21 protein-coding genes are annotated in these 18,699 nt (G+C 64.5%); 5 read left to right on the top strand and 16 right to left on the bottom strand.

The window, feature by feature from the left end; translation table 11 throughout:
• Positions 1–61: 61 nt before the first annotated feature.
• Positions 62–331, bottom strand: coding sequence for an usg protein (locus E0501_RS06140; protein ID WP_137700863.1), 270 nt, complete (start codon positions 329–331; stop codon positions 62–64).
• Between the two features lie 190 nt (positions 332–521).
• On the opposite strand from E0501_RS06140, the gene gyrA reads away from it, so the two are divergent.
• Together gyrA and E0501_RS06130 are read left to right on the top strand one after the other, a co-directional pair.
• Complete coding sequence (gene gyrA, locus E0501_RS06135; RefSeq protein WP_137700431.1) at positions 522–3,260, top strand: DNA gyrase subunit A; 2,739 nt, start codon at positions 522–524, stop codon at positions 3,258–3,260.
• Positions 3,261–3,324: 64 nt separating this feature from the next.
• Positions 3,325–3,675, top strand: coding sequence for a DUF6614 family protein (locus E0501_RS06130; protein ID WP_137700430.1), 351 nt, complete (start codon positions 3,325–3,327; stop codon positions 3,673–3,675).
• Between the two features lie 12 nt (positions 3,676–3,687).
• On the opposite strand, the gene E0501_RS06125 is transcribed toward E0501_RS06130, so the two are convergent.
• The 4 genes from E0501_RS06125 to E0501_RS06110 are packed head-to-tail and all read right to left on the bottom strand — an operon-like array spanning position 3,688 to position 7,505.
• A complete protein-coding gene (locus E0501_RS06125; protein WP_137700429.1) occupies positions 3,688–4,068 on the bottom strand; it encodes a GFA family protein in 381 nt (126 codons plus the stop codon).
• 21 nt (positions 4,069–4,089) lie between these two features.
• Positions 4,090–5,565, bottom strand: a complete 1,476-nt coding sequence (locus E0501_RS06120; RefSeq protein ID WP_137700428.1) for a carboxypeptidase M32 — start codon at positions 5,563–5,565, stop codon at positions 4,090–4,092.
• A gap of 3 nt (positions 5,566–5,568) precedes the next feature.
• Positions 5,569–6,708: a heme A synthase gene (gene ctaA, locus E0501_RS06115; RefSeq protein ID WP_137700427.1), complete on the bottom strand. Its 1,140-nt coding sequence runs from the start codon at positions 6,706–6,708 to the stop codon at positions 5,569–5,571.
• 59 nt (positions 6,709–6,767) lie between these two features.
• On the bottom strand, positions 6,768–7,505 hold the full coding sequence (locus tag E0501_RS06110) for an RNA methyltransferase (RefSeq protein ID WP_137700426.1): 738 nt from the start codon (positions 7,503–7,505) through the stop codon (positions 6,768–6,770).
• A 197-nt stretch (positions 7,506–7,702) separates the two neighbouring features.
• Between E0501_RS06110 and E0501_RS06105 the strand changes: the two genes are divergently transcribed.
• Positions 7,703–8,329, top strand: a complete 627-nt coding sequence (locus tag E0501_RS06105) for a thiamine phosphate synthase (protein WP_137700425.1) — start codon at positions 7,703–7,705, stop codon at positions 8,327–8,329.
• Between the two features lie 149 nt (positions 8,330–8,478).
• On the opposite strand, the gene E0501_RS06100 is transcribed toward E0501_RS06105, so the two are convergent.
• From E0501_RS06100 to E0501_RS06090, 3 genes are all read right to left on the bottom strand, one after another.
• Positions 8,479–9,309 (bottom strand): lysophospholipid acyltransferase family protein, encoded by an 831-nt coding sequence (locus E0501_RS06100; protein WP_137700424.1) that lies wholly within the window; start codon positions 9,307–9,309, stop codon positions 8,479–8,481.
• Complete coding sequence (locus E0501_RS06095) at positions 9,306–10,073, bottom strand: GNAT family N-acetyltransferase (RefSeq protein ID WP_137700423.1); 768 nt, start codon at positions 10,071–10,073, stop codon at positions 9,306–9,308. Before E0501_RS06095 ends, E0501_RS06100 begins: the two co-directional genes overlap by 4 nt.
• 91 nt (positions 10,074–10,164) lie before the next feature.
• Positions 10,165–10,350: a DUF3553 domain-containing protein gene (locus tag E0501_RS06090; RefSeq protein WP_137700422.1), complete on the bottom strand. Its 186-nt coding sequence runs from the start codon at positions 10,348–10,350 to the stop codon at positions 10,165–10,167.
• A 24-nt stretch (positions 10,351–10,374) separates the two neighbouring features.
• Here E0501_RS06090 and E0501_RS06085 point away from each other — a divergent pair, with 24 nt between their 5' ends.
• Positions 10,375–10,971: a histidine phosphotransferase family protein gene (locus tag E0501_RS06085; RefSeq protein ID WP_137700421.1), complete on the top strand. Its 597-nt coding sequence runs from the start codon at positions 10,375–10,377 to the stop codon at positions 10,969–10,971.
• Between the two features lie 3 nt (positions 10,972–10,974).
• On the opposite strand, the gene E0501_RS06080 is transcribed toward E0501_RS06085, so the two are convergent.
• From E0501_RS06080 to E0501_RS06055, 6 genes are all read right to left on the bottom strand, one after another.
• The gene (locus E0501_RS06080) at positions 10,975–12,240 is read right to left on the bottom strand and encodes a glutamate-5-semialdehyde dehydrogenase (RefSeq protein ID WP_137700420.1); all 1,266 of its coding nucleotides are present in this window, start codon (positions 12,238–12,240) and stop codon (positions 10,975–10,977) included.
• Positions 12,241–12,310: 70 nt separating this feature from the next.
• Complete coding sequence (gene proB, locus E0501_RS06075; protein ID WP_137700419.1) at positions 12,311–13,417, bottom strand: glutamate 5-kinase; 1,107 nt, start codon at positions 13,415–13,417, stop codon at positions 12,311–12,313.
• Positions 13,405–14,442 (bottom strand): GTPase ObgE, encoded by a 1,038-nt coding sequence (obgE, locus tag E0501_RS06070; protein ID WP_137700418.1) that lies wholly within the window; start codon positions 14,440–14,442, stop codon positions 13,405–13,407. The genes proB and obgE overlap by 13 nt, the downstream gene beginning before the upstream one ends.
• Before the next feature lie 31 nt (positions 14,443–14,473).
• A complete protein-coding gene (locus E0501_RS06065) occupies positions 14,474–15,013 on the bottom strand; it encodes a GNAT family N-acetyltransferase (RefSeq protein WP_137700417.1) in 540 nt (179 codons plus the stop codon).
• 170 nt (positions 15,014–15,183) lie between these two features.
• Positions 15,184–15,453, bottom strand: coding sequence for a 50S ribosomal protein L27 (gene rpmA, locus E0501_RS06060; protein ID WP_137700416.1), 270 nt, complete (start codon positions 15,451–15,453; stop codon positions 15,184–15,186).
• A gap of 21 nt (positions 15,454–15,474) precedes the next feature.
• Positions 15,475–16,152: a 50S ribosomal protein L21 gene (locus E0501_RS06055; protein WP_137700415.1), complete on the bottom strand. Its 678-nt coding sequence runs from the start codon at positions 16,150–16,152 to the stop codon at positions 15,475–15,477.
• 351 nt (positions 16,153–16,503) lie between these two features.
• Here E0501_RS06055 and E0501_RS06050 point away from each other — a divergent pair, with 351 nt between their 5' ends.
• The gene (locus E0501_RS06050) at positions 16,504–16,917 is read left to right on the top strand and encodes an SET domain-containing protein (RefSeq protein ID WP_137700862.1); all 414 of its coding nucleotides are present in this window, start codon (positions 16,504–16,506) and stop codon (positions 16,915–16,917) included.
• A 28-nt stretch (positions 16,918–16,945) separates the two neighbouring features.
• Here E0501_RS06050 and E0501_RS06045 read toward each other — a convergent pair whose 3' ends face one another.
• Positions 16,946–17,788, bottom strand: a complete 843-nt coding sequence (locus tag E0501_RS06045) for a DUF2059 domain-containing protein (protein WP_137700414.1) — start codon at positions 17,786–17,788, stop codon at positions 16,946–16,948.
• Complete coding sequence (locus E0501_RS06040) at positions 17,785–18,627, bottom strand: DUF2059 domain-containing protein (RefSeq protein WP_137700413.1); 843 nt, start codon at positions 18,625–18,627, stop codon at positions 17,785–17,787. The genes E0501_RS06045 and E0501_RS06040 overlap by 4 nt, the downstream gene beginning before the upstream one ends.
• Between the last annotated feature and the right edge of the window lie 72 nt (positions 18,628–18,699).

The raw sequence follows: 18,699 nt of genomic DNA, 5'->3' as shown, positions 1-18,699 counted from the left end.
GCACGCAAATCACCCCCGGTTTTTCCGCGGAAATTCGCGTTAACCGCTCGGAACGGTACGCTTAATGCAGCGTGAACTCGCCCACCACGTTGCGCCACTCTCCGGGCGCCACCAGCTTGCGATGGTTGAAGCGCACCGAGTGCAACGGTCCCTCGATCTCGCGCTGCCAGAACGCGATGAAATCGAACAGTTTCGGGTGGTCCGGCGCCAGGTCATAGTCCTGCCAGACAAAAGTGTTGAGGACATGGATATGGTCCGGCATGCGATAGAAGAATTCCGCCGTTGTCACGCCATATCCCTTCAAGAGCATCTCGGTTTCGGTCACTGCAATTGCACCTCCTGAAGTTTCTTCTGGTAAAATCATGCCAGCGGGAAATTATTTTTCAACTAAAACAATGTGTTATCAGCCGCCTTCGGAGGCTGCCAACACAAGGGGGCATCTTTCATTGCACCCTATATGCTGGCTCTGATATAAGCGATGCAACTAGATATGGGCCGCACGGAAAAGACGGGCAGATAACGTGAGCGACACGCCGGAACCCCCTGAAACGGAAGAAGAAAACGCACCTGAACGGCCGGAATACGACGGTCCGACGGTGTCGATCACCGAGGAGATGAAAAGCTCCTATCTCGATTACGCGATGAGCGTGATCGTGAGCCGCGCGATCCCCGATCTGCGCGACGGTCTGAAACCGGTGCACCGCCGCATCCTCTATGCCATGCACGAGACCGGCAACGCCCATGACAAGCCCTACCGCAAATCCGCCCGCCCGGTCGGCGACGTGATGGGGAAATACCACCCCCACGGCGACAGCGCGATCTATGACGCGCTGGTGCGGATGGCGCAGGATTTCTCGATGTCGCTGCCGCTCCTGGATGGCCAGGGCAACTTCGGCTCGATGGACGGCGACAACCCCGCCGCCATGCGCTACACCGAGGTCCGCATGGACAAGCCGGCGGCCTATCTGCTGGCCGACATCGACAAGGAAACCGTTGATTTCCAAGACAATTACGACGGCAAGGACCGGGAACCCACGGTGCTGCCGGCGCGGTTCCCGAACATGTTGGTCAATGGCGCGGGCGGTATCGCCGTCGGCATGGCCACCAACATCCCGCCGCACAACCTGGGCGAAGTGGTCGAGGCCTGCCTCGCGCTGATCGAGAACCCCGATCTCAGCTCGGAACAGCTGATCGAGTACGTCCCCGGCCCCGACTTCCCCACCGGCGGCATCCTTCTCGGTCGCTCCGGCGCGCGCAAGGCCTATCTCGAGGGACGCGGCAGCGTGATCATTCGCTCCAAGACCCGGGTCGAGGAGATCCGCAAGGACCGCTACGCCATCGTCATCGACGAGATTCCCTACCAGGTGAACAAAGCCTCGATGATCGAGAAGATCGCCGAAATGGTGCGCGAGAAGAAGATCGAGGGCATCGCCCACGTGCAGGACGAATCCGACCGCAACGGCGTGCGCGTCGTGGTCGAGCTCAAGCGCGACGCGACCGCCGAGGTGGTGCTGAACCAGCTCTTCCGCTTCACGCCGATGCAAACCTCGTTCGGCTGCAATATGCTGGCGCTGAACGGCGGTCGTCCGGAAACCCTGACGCTGCGCAATTTCCTAAGCTATTTCATAGACTTTCGCGAAGATGTTGTCGCGCGCCGCACCGCCTTTGAGCTGCGCAAGGCGCGGGAACGCAGCCATATCCTCTGTGGTCTGGCCGTGGCCGTCTCGAATGTCGACGAGGTCGTCGCCACCATTCGCAGTTCGGCCGACGCCGCCGAGGCGCGCCGCAAGCTGATGGAACGCCGCTGGCCCGCCGCCGACATCGCCGATTACATCCGCCTGATCGACGATCCGACCCATACGATGAACGAGGACGGCACCTATAACCTGTCCGAAACCCAGGCCCGCGCCATCCTCGAGCTGCGGCTGCAGCGCCTGACCCAGATCGGCGTGAAAGAGGTTACCGACGAGCTGGAAGAGCTGGCCGGCAAGATCAAGGAATACCTGGAAATCCTGGGCAGTCGCGAACGCATCATGGGCATCATCGCCGATGAGTTGCGCGAGGTGAAAGAGCTTTTCGCCGTGCCCCGCCGTACCGAGATCGTCGACTGGTCGGGCGACATGGACGACGAAGACCTGATCGAGCGCGAGGACATGGTCGTCACCGTCACCCAGGGCGGCTATATCAAGCGCACCGCGCTGGCCGATTTCCGCGCCCAGAAGCGCGGCGGCAAGGGGCTCAGCGGCATGGCCACCAAGGAAGAGGACGTAGTTACCACCCTCTTCGTGGCCAACACCCATACCCAGCTTCTGTTCTTCACCACCGATGGCATGGTCTACAAGCTCAAGACCTGGCGCCTGCCGCTGGGCGGGCGCACCTCGAAGGGTAAGGCGATCGTCAATATCCTGCCCATTCCGCAGGGCGTTTCCGTCGCCGCGATCATGCCGGTCGACCGCCCCGAGGAGGAATGGGATGACCTGCAGATCGTTTTCGCCACCTCGGCGGGCGACGTTCGGCGCAACCGCCTGTCGGATTTCACCAACGTGAAATCCAATGGCAAGATCGCCATGAAACTGCCTGAAGAAGGCGGTGTAAGCCTTGTCAATGCAAGGATTTGTTCCGAAGACGAAGATGTGATGCTGTTCACCAATTCCGGGCGTGCCATCCGCTTCCCCACCACCGATGTGCGGGTCTTTGCCGGGCGCAGTTCGACAGGCGTGCGCGGCATCCGTCTCTCGGGCAAGGACGAGGTCGTGTCGATGGCCGTGATCCGACATTTCGAGGCCACCCCGGAAGAGCGTGCCGCCTATCTCAAGATGCGCCGCGCCATGGCCGGCCTGGCCGACGATGCCGAGGTCGAGGACGAAGAGGCCACACCGGGCGAACTGAGCCAGGAGCGCTATGCTGAGATGTCGGCGGCCGAGAACCTGATCTTGACCATCACAGCGCAGGGCGCGGGCAAGCTCAGCTCCAGCCACGATTACCCGGTGCGCGGGCGTGGCGGCATGGGCGTGATGGCGATGGACAAGGCGATGCGCGGCGGAGATATCGTGGCCGCCTTCCCCGTCGAGATGGACGACCAGGTGATGCTCGCCACCTCCAAGGGCCAGTCGATCCGCGTCCCGGTCGAGGGCATCTCGTTCCGCTCGCGTAGTGCCGGCGGGGTCAAAGTCTTCGATACCGGCAAGGGTGAAGAGGTGGTCTCGGTCGCCTGGATCGCCGACCAGGGCGACGAAGAGGACGACGCCGAAGAAAGCTGAGTTTCACGGGATTGTAACCTTTTTCTGCGATACCCCGGGGCATCACCACCCCGGGGTATTTTTCATGAATCTCTATACCTGCTCGATCGATCTCAAGGATGACGCCAAGGCGCTGGCCTTTGCCCATGCTGTCAGCGAATGGATGGGCTTCCTGCAATCCAAGGGCGTGATCGGCGGCTGGCGGCTCCTACGGCGCAAGCTCAACCTCGCCTCGGATTCGCATCGCGATTTCATCCTGCATGTCGAGGTCGCAAACCTCGCCCAGCTCGACGACGCCTTTCGCCTCTCGGGCAGTCATGACGAACATGTCGCCACGCTCTACCGCGCGGTTAATACGTTGATCGCGGAAGAAGAATTCGGCCTCTACCGCCCCTTCCCCGATCCCGAACGGGCCGAGCGCATGGCGCTTCTCTAGCGGCCAGGCGCGTCAGTCTTCGGTCTCGCGGTCGCGGGCGTATTGCCGTGCGGTCGGGAACGGCGGCAACCAGGCTTCGCGCCGGATCGTCCAGCACTCATAGCTCGGGGTGAACTGATCGGGCGCATCCATCGCCCCTAGATGCAGCTCGGTCTCGTCCCCGCTTCGCGCGAAAACCGAGGATCCGCAGACCGGGCAGACGAACCGCCCGGCATATCCCTTCACTTCCCCCTTGATCACAACAGCGTCTGCCGGGAAAATCGCGGCCGCGTAGAACAACGCGCCATGATGTTTGCGGCAATCCAGGCAATGGCAGATGCCAACGCGCTTCGGCTCACCCGACGCCCGAAACCGCAGCTGGCCGCATTGACACCCGCCCGTAATTTCAGGCATCTCGCATCCCCCGCGTTGCGCCTAGACGCCGTAAAGCGCCCCGAACTTCGCCTCGACATAGTCAAGAAGCGGCGCTTCCGACGGCGCCGTCCCGGTGGCCTTCTCGATCACCTCTCGGGGGCGATAGAGCCCGCCGTGCCGCTGCACGTTATCGCGCAGCCAGTCCGTCGCCGGCCCCAGGTCACCGCGCGTCAGGTGCACATCCAGGTCCGGCACAGCGTCGCGCAGTGCCGCGTGCAGGCACCCGGCATAGACATTGCCCAGCGAGTAGGTCGGGAAATAGCCAAAGAGCCCCACCGACCAGTGCACATCCTGCAAGCAGCCGTTCGACGGTGTGTCGACGGCAAACCCGAAATCCGCCTCGAAACGCGCATTCCAGGCCTCTTCCAGGTCGGCCACCGCCAGATCGCCGGCGATCATCTGCTGTTCCAGGTCGAACCGCAGCATTACGTGCAGGTTATACTGCACCTCGTCCGCCTCGGTCCGAATATAGCCGTTATGCAGCCGGTTCACCGCGGCATAGAACGCATCCTCATCCGCCAGTCCCAGATCGCCGAATGCCTCGGTCATCTCGCGGAAAAGCCATCCGGTGAAGGCCCGCGAGCGGCCCAGCTGGTTCTCGTAGATCCGGCTCTGGCTTTCATGCACGCCCATCGACACGCCCTGCCCCAACGGCGTGAAGCCATAGGCCTGGTCGATGTTCTGCTCGTAACAGGCATGCCCGGTCTCGTGGATGGTCGAGTAGAAGCAGTTGAACGGATCGGCCGGGTTGGTGCGCGTTGTGATCCGCACATCGTTGTGCGACCCGGACGAAAACGGATGCACCGCCTTGTCGATCCGCCCCCGGCTCATGTCATAGCCGAAGGTCTTCGCGAGCTTGCGCGCCAACTTCATCTGCGCCTGCTCGTCGAATTCGCCGCTCAGCCCCTTTGGCGGCGCTTCCGCCAACGCCGCTTCGCGCAGCTTCACCAGCCGCGGACGCAGCGCATCGAACATCGCGCTCAGGTCCGCCGCCTTCGCCTCGGGCTCATAGTCATCCAAGAGCGCATCATAGACATCGCCGCCCGCCGCCAGCGCCGCGCCCTCCTCGCGCTTCAGCTTCACGATCTCTTCCAGCACCGGAACAAAGGCCGCCACGTCCTCGTTCGCGCGCGCCTCGGCCCATTGCCCCTGCGCCCGGCTGGTCAGGCGCGCCAGCGCCGTGGCCAGAGCCTCGGGCACACGGCTCACCCGTTCAAAGGATCGCCGGACATGGCGGATATTGGCGCGGCCCACCTCGTCCAGCGCCGCCTCGTCCACCGCGGCCAGCCACTCGCCCACGCGCGGATCGGTGCGGCGCGCATGCAGCACCTGCTGCAGCGCCGCGCTCTCCTCGGCCCGTTGCTCGGCGCTGCCACGCGGCATCACCGTCTCCTGGTCCCAGCCCAGCCTGCCGGCGATCTGCGCCAGCGCCTCGGTCTGGCGCTGATGCGCCATCAGTTCGTCATAGGCCGTCATATCTTACCCCCTGATCGACGTCACAACCGGGTATTGCGCGGCGAACCGCGCCCGGATGATCAGCACCCAGACCACGACCGCACCCAGTTGGTGCAGGATCGCCACCTGCCACGGCGCTGCCGTCATCACCGTGTAGATGCCCAGCACGATCTGGAACAGAACCCCGATCGCCGCGGCCGAGAACGCCACCTGCGTCGCGCGGTTCGCACTCCCGCGCCCGCGCAGCCAGGCCATCACCGTGAACGCCAGCAGAAGGTAGCCCACCACCCGGTGGATGAACTGAACCGTGCCCGGATTTTCAAAGAAATTGCGCCACGCGGGCTCCAGCATCATCGCGTCCGGCGGGATCACCTGCCCGCCCATCAACGGCCAGTCGGTATAGCTGCGCCCGGCATCGATGCCGGCCACCAACGCGCCCAGCAGGATCTGCAGAAAGGCGAAATGCATCCACCCCGTGCCCAGCGAAAACAGCTTCGCCTCGCGCAGCCGCCGCGCCTGCATCAACTCGCGCTCCTCGCGGCCCAGCAGGAAGACGTACCAGGCAATGAACCCCAGGATGACAAAGGCCAGCCCCAGGTGGGTGGCCAGCCGGTAGCTCGCCACATCGGTCATCGAGCCGGTCAGCCCGCTCGACACCATCCACCAGCCAACCGCGCCCTGCACACCGCCAAGCGCCCCGATCAGCACCAGCCGCCCGGCCCAGCCCGGCGGGATGCGCCTGGTCAGCCAGAACACCAGCAGGCCCACCGCCCAGACCAGGCCGATCACCCGGCCCAGCTGCCGGTGGCCCCATTCCCACCAGTAGATGACCTTGAAATCCTCCAGCGTCATCCAGCTGTTCTCGATCTGGAACTCTGGGATCGCCTGGTATTTCTCGAATTCCGCCTGCCAATGGGCCTCGTTCATCGGCGGTAGCGCCCCGGTGATCGGCTTCCATTCGGTGATGCTCAGCCCGCTGTCGGTCAACCGGGTCAGACCGCCCACCGCGATCATGATCACCACCAGCGCAAAGAGCACCATCAGCCAGGCGCGCACCGCGCCCCGCGCCCCACGCCGGCCCTTGTCGATCATGCCGCCCTGCGGTGTCGCCTTCGCCTGCGTGCCTTCGCCGACTTCCTCGAAAATGGATCGTTTCTCAGCCATGCCCTGCCTCCACTGTCGCCGCCAACCTATGCCGCCCGGCCCCCGGCTTCAACGGCCCTTCAACGGGTCTTCCACCGCACCATCTGCCGCATGATCCCGTGCAGCATCTGCACATCCGCCCGGGTCAGCCGCATCCGGCTCCACAGGTTGCGCAGGTTCACCTTCATGCCCTCGGCCTTGGCCTCGGGGAAAAAGAACCCCGCCTCCTCCAGCCGGTCTTCGTAATGCTCGGCCAGTTTCTCGATCTCCAGCCCCGTCGCCCAGTCGCCCCTGGGCTCGTCCAGCACGTGCTGCACCTCGCCCTGCGCCCGCATCCACTCGTATCCTGTCAGCAGCACGCATTGCGCCAGGTTCAGCGATGGAAAGTCCGGGTTTACCGGGACCGAGATGATGGCATTCGCCTTCGCCACGTCCTCGTTCTCCAGCCCGGCGCGCTCGGGCCCGAACATCACCGCCACCTTCTCGCCCGCGGCGATGCGCGCGCGCGCCTCGGCCATGGCGCGCTCCGGGCTCAGCACCGGCTTGGTCAGTTCGCGCGGCCGCGCCGTGGTGGCATAGACGTAGCTGCAATCCTCAAGCGCGCCAGCCAGATCCGCAAACAGTCCCGCCTCGTCCAGCAGGCGGCCCGCGCCGCTGGCCATCGCCACCGCCTTTTCGCTGGGCCAGCCATCGCGCGGGGCCACAACCCGCATCCGGTCCAGCCCGAAATTCCACATCGCGCGCGCCGCGGCACCGATGTTCTCGCCCATCTGCGGGCGCACCAGGACAAAGGCGGGCTGCGGGGTTTCGCTTGGCATGGGGTCTCCTTTCGCACCTGCCGCGAATTACCCCAGCCCCCCGCGCGTTCCAAGGCCCCGCTGCTCTTTCTTGGCAAAAATACTCATTGCACCCGCCCTGCGATCCGCAACTTCGTCGGGGTTTCGGGTGCAAACGCTTGCCCCGGCGCGATTTTCCACGCTATAGCAGCGCCAAACGCCAAGTCAGGAGCCGCACCATGGCCCAGCCCGAGCAGCCGCAGATCTACCTTATCTCCCCGCCCGAGATCGAGCTTTCGCGCTTTCCCGATCAGCTCGCCCGCGTGCTCGACGCGCAACCGGTCGCCTGCGTGCGCCTCGCGCTCTCCAGCCATGACGAAGACACGCTCTGCCGCGCGGCCGACGCCGTGCGCGAAGTGACCATCGCGCGCGACGTGGCGCTGGTGATCGAACGCCACATCCTTCTGGTCGAGCGCCTGGGCCTCGACGGCGTGCACCTAACCGACGCGGCCCGCTCGGTGCGGAAGGCGCGCAAAGAGCTGGGCAAGGACGCCATCGTCGGCGCCTTCTGCGCCGCCTCGCGCCATGATGGTATGACCGCCGGAGAAGCCGGCGCCGATTATGTCAGCTTCGGCCCCGTGGGCGACACGCCTCTGGGCGACGGCACCATCGCCGAGCACGAGCTCTTCGACTGGTGGAGCCAGATGATCGAGGTGCCTGTCGTGGCCGAAGGCGCGCTCGATACCGATCTGGTCGCCGCCCTCGCGCCGGTCACCGATTTCTTCGGCATCGGCGATGAGATCTGGATGGACGACGATCCCACCGCCGCGCTCAAGGCGCTCCTCGCGCCGCTCGGCAACGGTTAATCAATCTTGACGATGTTTTACCGCGCGCCGCGTTAACACTGCGCCGTTTCGCAACCACGCAATTTTGGGGGTGCACGCAGGGTGCGCGGCGGGTGCACGCAAATCACTCCCCCGATTCGGCGCCAGTGAGGGGCGTTAACCCGCCCGGCTCAATCCTCGCGCAGGTCCGCGGGCAATCCGCTGCGCACCTCCGCTTCGCAGGCTTCGGCCAGCGCCTTTCGGTTGGCATATTCATCCACCCGCAGCGGAGCGTGATACTTCACCGTCACCGATCCCTGCCGCAGCGCGCCCAGCACCTGCAACAAGTGCGGCCCGAACTCCATGTCGCCCCACCAGCCATAGAACCGCTTGTCCTGCCCCCTGGGCGCACGGTAGATCAGCGTGACCGGCTGGATATAAAGAGCATGTTCGAGTCTTGGACTGAAGAACGCCTGGAAAAGCGTTGATTTGAAAGGCAAAACACGCCGTCCATCGGTCGAGGTTCCCTCGGGAAAGAACAGCAGTTTATGCCCCGCCAGCAGGCGGTCTTCGAAGATCGTCTGCTGCGCCTTCGCCTCGCGCCGGTCGCGATTGATGAACACCGTGCCCGTCGCCTTGGCCAGCCAGCCGATCCCGGGCCAGTGCGCAACTTCGGATTTCGACACGAAGTAGACGCGCTTACGGGCATTCAGCGCAAAGATGTCCAGCCAGGCCACGTGGTTCGACACAACCGCGCCGCGCTCGGTCATCCGTTTGCCCTCGACGCGATAGCGAATGCCCAGCACCACGAAAGCAGTGGCACAGACCGCCTGTGTGATCCACGGCGTCCACGGCCGGTTGAGCCCATGAATCGGCTGCTCCACCACCCGCACCAACAGCAACAGCGCCAGACCACCAAAGGTGACCACGCCCAGCACAAGCCCCCGGAAAACAACAAGAATCCAGCCAACCGGTCCGATGGGCACATGCGGCGGTTCGATCCCGGGATCCCAGGTGCTCATGCCCGGTCCTCGCGCCCGTAAAGCCGCGCGCGCTGTGCGTTCATCCGCGCCGTGTCCATGATCAGGCACACATCCGTGGTGTTGAACGCGTGGTCGATATAGGCGCCCTCGCCCACCACCCCGCCCAGCCGCAGATAGGCCTTGATCAGCGCCGGCACCTGCAGCATCGCCGCCCGCCGGTCCAGCTGATCCTCCGGCACCAGGTCCATGCTCTGAAACACCCGCGCCCGCACGCGCAACTCGGGCGGCGCCAGATGCCGGTGATGCAACAGCGACAGCGGCTGCGCCAGCGCGGCGATATCGGTGCCATGAAAGCTGGCCACGCCGAAAAGTATTTCGATGTCATGGGCTTCCACGTAAGCGGCCAGCCCATTCCAAAGGTGGAACATTGCCGCCCCGCCGCGATACTCGGGCAAGAGGCAGGACCGCCCCAACTCCAGCAGCCGCCGACCACTCGCCTTCAGCGGCGCGAGGTTGTATTCGCCTTCGGAATAGAACTGCCCGGCGGCCCGGGCCTGTTCCTCACGCATCAGCCGATAGACCCCAACCACGTGTTCGCCAGGGTCCGCCGCGCGGGCATGATCGATCAGTATCATGTGGTCGCAATGCGCGTCGAACCGGTCCCGCTCATATCGGTTCTCGTGGTCCACCAGCGCACCACCGCCGCCCAGCTCCTCGACGAATACATGATACCGAAGGCGCTGCGCGGCCCGAAGATCCGCCTCGCCCGTCGCCAGTCTCACCTCGAATTGCGGTTCCGCCATCTTGCCTGTCTGTCGCGAAGTTTCCGCGTGTTTAGGCCCCCGCCCGCCACTTCGCAAGCTTGGTTAAATCCTGTTAACCTTTCGATAACCTTCATCCGTCATCAAAGACGGGGATCAGCGCAATGCGCGATCCGTCAATTACAACCTTTCCGGCCTCGGGGAAATTCACCGTGATCCTGCCCGCGATGTTCGATTGCACCTGTCCCAGCCCCCAATCCGGGCGATCCGGGTGGCGCACCCGCATCCCCGGTTCCAGCATCGCGTTGAGATCGCTCATATTTTCATCCTTTCGGAGTCACCTATGTCTCATCCTAGCCTGACATTCGCCGCGCTGGTAGGTTCGCGAATCTGCCACGATCTGATCAGCCCTGTCGGCGCCATCAACAACGGGCTCGAACTGATGGCGATGGGCGGCCCCATCGACACGCCCGAGCTTAACCTCATCTCCGGCAGCGTCCAGAATGCCAGTGCCCGGATCAAGCTTTTCCGCGTCGCATTCGGCGTGGCGTCGGCCGAACAGATGATCGGCACCCCGGAAATCGGCAACGTCATCGCCGACGTTTTCGGCAAAACCCGCTACCACGTCACCTGGGCGGGCACCGGCGATGTGCCCCGCGCCGAGGTGCAGGCGCTCTATCTCGCGCTGCTGTGCCTTGAAACCGCGCTGCCACAGGGCGGCGATATCACCATCAGCGGCGCGCAGGGCGACTGGCGGCTTACCGGCAGCGGCCCCCGCCTCGCCGACATGCCTGACCTCTGGGCATGTCTCTCGGGACGCGAAACACCCGATCTCAGCCCGGCGCAAGTGCAGTTCGGCCTGCTGCCGCTCTGCCTGGCCGCGATGGGCAAGACCGCGCTGGTCACGCCGGGCGAAACCAGCATCACCCTCGCGTTCTAAGGTTCAGGCGCGCACCGTACCGTCGCCTTCGACGATATATTTGAAGCTCGTCAGTTGCGCCGCGCCGACGGGCCCGCGCGCATGCATCTTGCCCGTGGCAATGCCAATCTCCGCGCCCATGCCGAACTCGCTCCCATCGGCGAACTGGGTCGAGGCATTGCGCATCAGGATCGCCGAATCCAGCCGCTGAAAGAACCGTGCCGCGGCGGCGTCATCCTCGGTGATGATGCAATCGGTGTGTTGCGAGCCGTAGTCCCGGATATGCGCGATCGCAGCATCGAGATCCGGCACAACCCGCGCTGCGATATCCATATCCAGGTATTCCCGGCCCCAATCCTCGTCGGTCGCGGGCACGGTTCCGTCGATCTTCTGCAGCGCCGCGTCGGCATGCACGCGCACACCCTTGTCGATCAGCGCCCGGATCACGCCCTGCCCGATCGTGTCGGCGATGCTTTCGTGGATCAGCAGGCACTCGGCCGCACCACAGATACCCGTGCGCCGCGTCTTCGCGTTCATCACCACGTTGAGCGCCTTCACCGGATCCGCGGCGGAATCGAGGTAGACATGCACGATCCCTTCAAGATGGGCGAAGACCGGCACGCGGGCCTCGCGCTGAACAAGACCGACGAGGCCCTTGCCGCCCCGCGGCACGATCACGTCGATAAACTCGGTCATGGTCAGCATCTCGCTTACCGCCACGCGGTCGCGCGTGGGCACGAGCTGGATCGCATCCTCGGGCAGCCCCGCCTGCTTCAACCCCTCGACCAGGCAGGCATGGATCGCACCGGAGCTGTGAAAGCCCTCGGAGCCGCCACGCAGGATGACGGCATTGCCCGCCTTCAGGCACAGCGCGCCCGCATCGGCGGTCACGTTGGGGCGGCTTTCATAGATCACGCCGACCACGCCCAGGGGCGTGCGTACGCGCTTGATGTGCAACCCGCTGGGCCGGTCCCACTCGGCGATCACCTCGCCCACAGGATCGTCCTGCGCGGCCACGGCGCGCAGGCCTTCGACCATGGACTTGACGCGGTCTTCGTCCAGCATCAGCCGGTCCATCATTGCCGGGCTCAGCCCCTTGTCGCGGCCAAACTCCATGTCCTTTGCGTTGGCCGCGATGATCTCGGAGCGGTGCGCCCAGACGGCATCGGCAGCCGCGTTCAGCGCCTGCGTCTTCGCTTCGGCACTGGCAAAGGCCAGCTCGGCGGCGGCGGCCTTGGCGCGTGCGCCCATATCGGCCATCAGGGCGGAAATATCGGCAATGTCTTTCATCGGATCGTCTCTTCGGTCTGGCCGACACGGCGGGATGCCTCCGGCGGGGATATTTCTAGCAGGATGAAGCTCAGAGCGCCATGTCATCACGATGAATCAGCGCCGCCCGGCCTGGATAGCCCAGCACCTCTTCGATCTCTTCGCTGCGATGGCCGCGTATCCGCTCCGCTTCTTCGGCAGTATAGCGGCTCAGCCCCTGGCCAATCTTGTGGCCCTGCGCGTTCAGAATCTCGACCGGATCGCCCCGGCCGAACGCTCCGGTGACAGCGGCTACACCAGCGGGCAACAGGCTTGTGCCCCGCGCCAGCGCGCGGGCGGCACCGTCATCCACGCTGACCGCGCCGCGCGGCTTCATCGACGCGATCCAGCGTTTGCGTGCCGCCTGCGGATCGCCATGCGCGTCAAACCATGTGGCCGGCGCCCCTTTCTCTAGCGCTTTTAAGGGGTTAGAATTCAAACCTTGCGTGATCGCCATGGCGCACCCTGCCGCCGTCGCGGTCTTGCCCGCCATCAGCTTGGTCTTCATACCGCCCTTCGACAGGCCCGATCCCGCATCGCCCGCCATCGCTTCGATCTCGGGGGTGATGCGTTCCACGCGTTCGAACCGCCTGGCATCGGGATTGTCGCCCGGGTTTGCATCGTAAAGCCCATCGACATCGGACAGCAGCACCAGGACATCCGCGCCCACCGTCACCGCGACCTGGGCGGCCAGCCGGTCATTGTCGCCATAACGGATCTCGTCGGTCGCCACGGTGTCGTTCTCGTTCACGATCGGCACCACGCCCAACCCCAGAAGCTGCTCCATCGTCGCGCGGGAGTTGAGGTAACGCCGCCGATCCGCCGAATCCTCGAGCGTGACCAGAACCTGCGCCGTGGTGATGCCATGCGGCGCCAGCGCCTCTTCATAGGCCCGCGCCAGCCGGATCTGGCCCACGGCGGCGGCAGCCTGTGCCTGCTCAAGCGCCAGTTCCGTGGCCGGCAGGCCCAGGACCCCCCGGCCAAGCGCGATCGAGCCCGACGAGACAAGCACCACGTCCTTGCCCAATCCTTTCAGCCAGGCCACGTCCTCTGCCAGCGCCGTCAGCCACGCAGCCCGCAATCCGCCGCCGGCCTTCTCGACCAGCAGGGCCGAGCCGATCTTGACGACGATCCGCTTCGCCTCACTCAGGGATGCCACGGCTCTTTCTCCTCGCCCGCCGCCTTGTAGCGCAGGCGGTCCTCGTCGATCTCGGCCTTCAGGGCGCGCAGCACTTCGGTCAGCCCCTCGCCCGACACGCCAGACATCAGCAGAACAGGCCCGCCAACGGCCGCCTCGAGCGCCGCCCTGGCCTCGGCGCGCTGCTCGGGGTCCAGCGCATCGACCTTGTTCAGCGCGGTCACCCGCGGTTTCTCGGCCAGGTGGCCGCCATAGGCCTCAAGCTCGTGAATGATCGTGCGATAGTCGTCGACCAGGGTTTCGCTGGTGGCGTCCACCAGGTGCAGCAGAACCGCGCAGCGCTCGACATGGCCCAGGAACCGATCGCCGATGCCTTTGCCCTCGTGCGCACCGGCGATCAGGCCGGGGATATCTGCGATAACGAACTCGGCGTTGTCCACGCCAACGACGCCCAGGTTCGGATGCAGCGTGGTAAACGGATAATCCGCGATCTTCGGTCGCGCGTTCGAGGTGGCGGCCAGGAAGGTCGACTTGCCCGCATTGGGCAGGCCCAGAAGGCCCGCATCGGCGATCAGTTTCAGCCGCAGCCACAACACACGTTCCACCCCCGGCTGGCCCGGGTTGGCGCGGCGCGGCGCCTGGTTGGTCGAGGTCTTGAAATGCAGGTTGCCAAAGCCGCCATTGCCGCCCTTGGCCAGCAGCACGCGCTGGCCCACCTCGGTAATGTCGGCGATCACCGTCTCCTGGTCCTCGTCCAGGATCTCGGTGCCCACCGGCACGCGCAGCACGATGTCATCGCCATCCTTGCCGGTGCGCTGCTTGCCCATCCCGGGGCGGCCGTTGCCGGCAAAGAAATGCTGCTGGTAGCGAAAGTCGATCAGCGTGTTGAGCCCGTCCACGGCCTCGGCCCAGACATCGCCGCCGCGCCCACCATCGCCGCCATCGGGGCCGCCATATTCGATATACTTCTCCCGGCGGAAGCTGATGCATCCATTGCCGCCCGAGCCCGAGCGGATCTGGACCTTTGCGAGATCAAGAAATTTCATGTCATCCTCTTACGCAAAGGCCCCGATCGGCTCAACTGAGTTTAAGACTGTAGGTCCAGGTCGCCACGTTGGCGCCCCGCCCCAGGCAGAAGGTTTCGGCATCGCCCAGGTATTCGAACCCGCGGTTGGTCAGCACCCGCGCCGAGGCGGGATTGTCCTGGAAAACCTCGGCGAAGATCGTCTTGCTGGCCTGCGGGTTGGACGTGATCAGCGCGCCTACCGCGGCTGATGCCACGCCCGAGTTCCAGAACACCGGTGCGACCCAGTACCCGATTTCCGACTGGTTGCGGTCCATCCGCTCCAGCCCGATGAGGCCCATCACCTCAGGCCCGCCGGTGCGGGTGCCATCCATCGCCCAGACATCCTCAACCCGGTCCTCGGCTTGCGCCCGGCGGATGAAATCCTCGGTCACGCCGGGCGGGAGCGGGTGCGGAATCGACCGGGTGTTGCAGGCGACGCGCTCGTCACTGGCATACATCTCGATCAGCCCCATGTCCGACAGGCGCAACGGGCGCAGGTCGAAACGCTCGGTTTCGATCACCGGCTGATTGATCACTTTCTCAAACATCATGCGCTGTTTCTCCTCCAAACGCATCCTCGGGGCATCTTCCGTTCACCTGTGCCAGTCTACCCGCCTTCCTCCTCACGGGCCGTGCACAACGGCGCGATGCACGCCGAAACGAGAAAAGGGACCGGCCTTGTAAGCCGATCCCCCTAATTTCTTGATACCTTAAGGTCGGCTTATTCTGCGGCCTCCGCTGCCGGGAGCACCGAAATAAAGGTGCGGCCCTTGAGGCCCTTGTGGAACTTCACACGGCCGTCGGTGGTTGCAAAAATGGTGTGATCCTTGCCCATGCCGACACCGTCGCCCGGCCAGCACTTGGTGCCGCGCTGGCGGATGATGATGTTGCCGGCAATGACTTCCTGGCCACCGTATTTCTTGACGCCAAGGCGACGACCAGCGGAGTCGCGGCCGTTGCGGGAGCTACCGCCTGCTTTCTTGTGTGCCATTTCGCTTCTCCTTTGTTCGTCTTATTTGGCCAGTTTCTTGGCCTGTTCAACCCAGCCTTCGCGCTCGATGCGGCCCTTGAAGCTGAGTTTCTCGTCCATCGCCGCAATATCGTCGGCGCCCCAGGCTGCGATCTGGGCAAAGGTGGTCACGCCAGCTTCATGCAGTTTCTTCTCGAGCGCGGGACCAACGCCCGACAGTTGCTTGAGGTCATCTGCACCGGCTTCGGCCTTGGCGGCCTTCTTCGGCGCAGCTTTCTTTTCCTCGGCCTTCGGCGCGGCTTTGGCTTCGGCCTTCTTGGCCGGTTTCTTTGCCGTCGCGGCCGCGGCAGCAACAGCAGCCACCGAACCGGCGCCCACGGCGGCTTTCACGCCCGACTTGTCAGCGCCCTTCTCAAGGATCTCGGTGATCTTAAGCATGGTCAGTTGCTGACGGTGGCCCTTGGTGCGCTTCGAGCTGTGCTTGCGGCGGCGACGCACGAAATGGATGACCTTGTCACCCTTGACCTGGTCGACCACTTCGGCCTGCACGGCCGCGCCCTCAACGAAAGGTGCGCCGACGACGACCTTGTCGCCACCCAGCATCAGCACTTCGTTGAATTGAACTTTTTCACCTGCGTCTGCGGCCAGCTTCTCAACCGTGAGCGTATCGCCCGATTGAACCTTGTATTGCTTGCCGCCGGTCTTCATCACCGCGAACATGCGCGTCTTCCTTCTTGCTTCCGCGTCCTGTGGCCCCCGCTTGCGGGTGTTTCGGGAAGTGTTCCCGCCTCGAACAGCGCGCCCCGCCGGGCGTCATTGAATCAATACACGGGCAAGGTTCCCCCTGCCCGGTCGCGCGCTTATCGGCAAATCGCACCACGCTGTCAAGGGCCAAGCGGTTCATGCGCCACCGTGTTTCATCACGATTTCATTTCATCCGCAAATGCCGCTTGCCAGAATCGCGGATTTGGCGCCTCGCTTGGCGTGCGCTATCCGCCCGGCGCGCGGGCTGTTTCCGCTACATCTTCGGACCGGCAGGGCGTGACGGCCTTTCAGAAAAGGATGATGCGCATGATGATGGTGCGCTGCTACCTCGCTCCCTCCGCGATCGAGGGGCTCGGGGTATTCACCGCCACCCAGATCCGCCCCGGCGATCTGGTCTGGTTCTACGATCCCCGCTTCGATGTCAGCTACTTCCGCGACGAGGTCGAGAAAGCCCCGGCCCACTTCCGGGATTTTCTCGAACGCTATACCTATGACCACCCCACCGATCCCGACCGGGTCGTGCTCGATTGCGATGAAGGGCGGTTCATGAACCACTCGTCCATGCCGAATGTCGATCTGACTGACCCGGCGCGCGGCATCGCCACCCGTGCGATTGCCATTGGCGAAGAGCTGACCTGCGACTACGCGCATTTCACCACCGGCGCGGTCGAGTTCCAGCCCTCGCGCCACCAGATCGGCCAGCGCATCGCCGCCGCCTGAAGCCCCGCGCACAGCCCCGGGGCGAGGGTCAGAGATCCTCGCCCTTGCCCTGCGCCGCAACGGCAAGTCCCAGAGCATAGCTCACATCGCCATACATCGCGTCAAACCCGGCAAAGAGCGCCCGGTTCAGCGCCTTGCCTGCCGCGCCTTCCGAAAGCCTGACATAGGCGCTGATATCGTCATCGCTCAGATCGTCATAGGCCATCAGGAGATAGGCCATCAGCCATTCCTCGGTGTCGGCGCGGGTTTCCTCTTCCTGCTCCCAGACCTGGGCCAGCATTTCGTCCTCGCCCATGTCCAGCGCGCCGCCCTCGGCCAGGCCGCGGAAAAAGCGCAGGTTGGAATTCAGCGCCCCGGCCACGTTGAACTCGACCAGGTCGTTGGCCTCGACATAGGCGCGCAGCAATTCCAGCCGCTTCTCCAGCTCCGCGCCCGCGTTGCGATAGGCCTCGCGCGCCATTTCTTCCGTTTCCGGTGCCAGAAACGCCCGCCGTGCCGCGATTTCCTGCGCCACGATCCGCTGGCCCCGGTCCGAGCGGAAAAACGCCAGAAGCTCTGGCAGGTATTGCGCGTCCAGTTCGGCCGCCATGCCGCGCTCGACCACGGTGCGCATCTTGTCGCGATCATATATGCGGCGCACCACCTCCGCCCAGCCCGCGCCGCCGCCATCGGGCAGGAAATCGCGGCCAATCCCGGCGCCGAATTCGGCGCCCTCCTCTTGCATGATCTCCAGCAGCGGCCCGATCCCCAGCGCCACGTTAAGCGCCGCACGGTCTTCGGCTTCGTCCGCCTGCAATGCCAGTGCGCCAGCCACGAGCCAGAAGACGGCCAACGCCGCGCGCCATGGTCCCACGACGGCCTGCACGCTCACAATTCCTCTCCGGGGTTCAGATCGGCCATTTTCAGCGCCAGCGCCTCGAACCTGTTGGCCATGATCTCCCACTGGATCGCGTTCATCAGGTCATAGACCTGTTGCATCTTCCCGTCCTCCAGCGCCTCGGCATAGGCCAGCACGTCTTCATCCGAAAACCCGCGATAGGTATAGGCGGAATTGGCCAGCGCCGAGCGCTGCATGCGCAGGCGCATCTCGGCCTCGTTCTCCTTCAGAAGCGCCCGCAGCGCATCCTCGTCCAGCCGCCGGTCGATCACACCCGCGTCGCTGGCCGCCAGCAGGAACCGCAGCTGGATCTCCTGCACCGCGCGCACCGCGTTGCCGGCGCTGTCGATCGCCGCATTCATCCGCTTGAGATACTCCAGCCGCACGCTGCCCGCTTCCAGCAGACCGGCAACGATCTCTTCGCCCTGCGCGCGCTTGGCCTCGTCATCTGTCTCCATGTGCGCCGCGTTTTCCACTTCGACCAGCCGCTGCCCCAGGTCCGAGGCATAGAACCCTACCGCGTGATGCAGCAGGTCCTCGCTCAACGTCTTGTCCAAGATATCCATGGCCATGTCATGCATCTGCCCGGTGTCGAACACCTCTTCGGTGATCTGTTTCCAGCGAATCCCGAAATCCTCGGCGCTCATGCCTAACATCACCGGCGCATCCGCCGCCGACAGCGCGATCGATTCCAGCGCCACGTCGAACCCGGTCACGTTCAGGAACGCCTCAAGCCTGTCGCGATCCGCCCCCATGGACGCGCCCGCCGTCAGGACCATCACCGCCAGCAGCGCCAATACCCGCTGCGCTGCCCTGCCCATTGCCTCGCCCATACCGGTCTCCCTCGCTGAAAATCCGCCTCATCTGCATACCTAAGGCATCCTGCGGCCGAAACAATGCAAAAC

The sequence above is a fragment of the Marimonas lutisalis genome (assembly GCF_005434965.1).
Classification (GTDB): Bacteria; Pseudomonadota; Alphaproteobacteria; order Rhodobacterales; family Rhodobacteraceae; genus Marimonas_A; species Marimonas_A lutisalis.
Note: the sequence above shows the minus strand (reverse complement) of the source record. Positions and strands in the feature narration are given on the sequence as shown.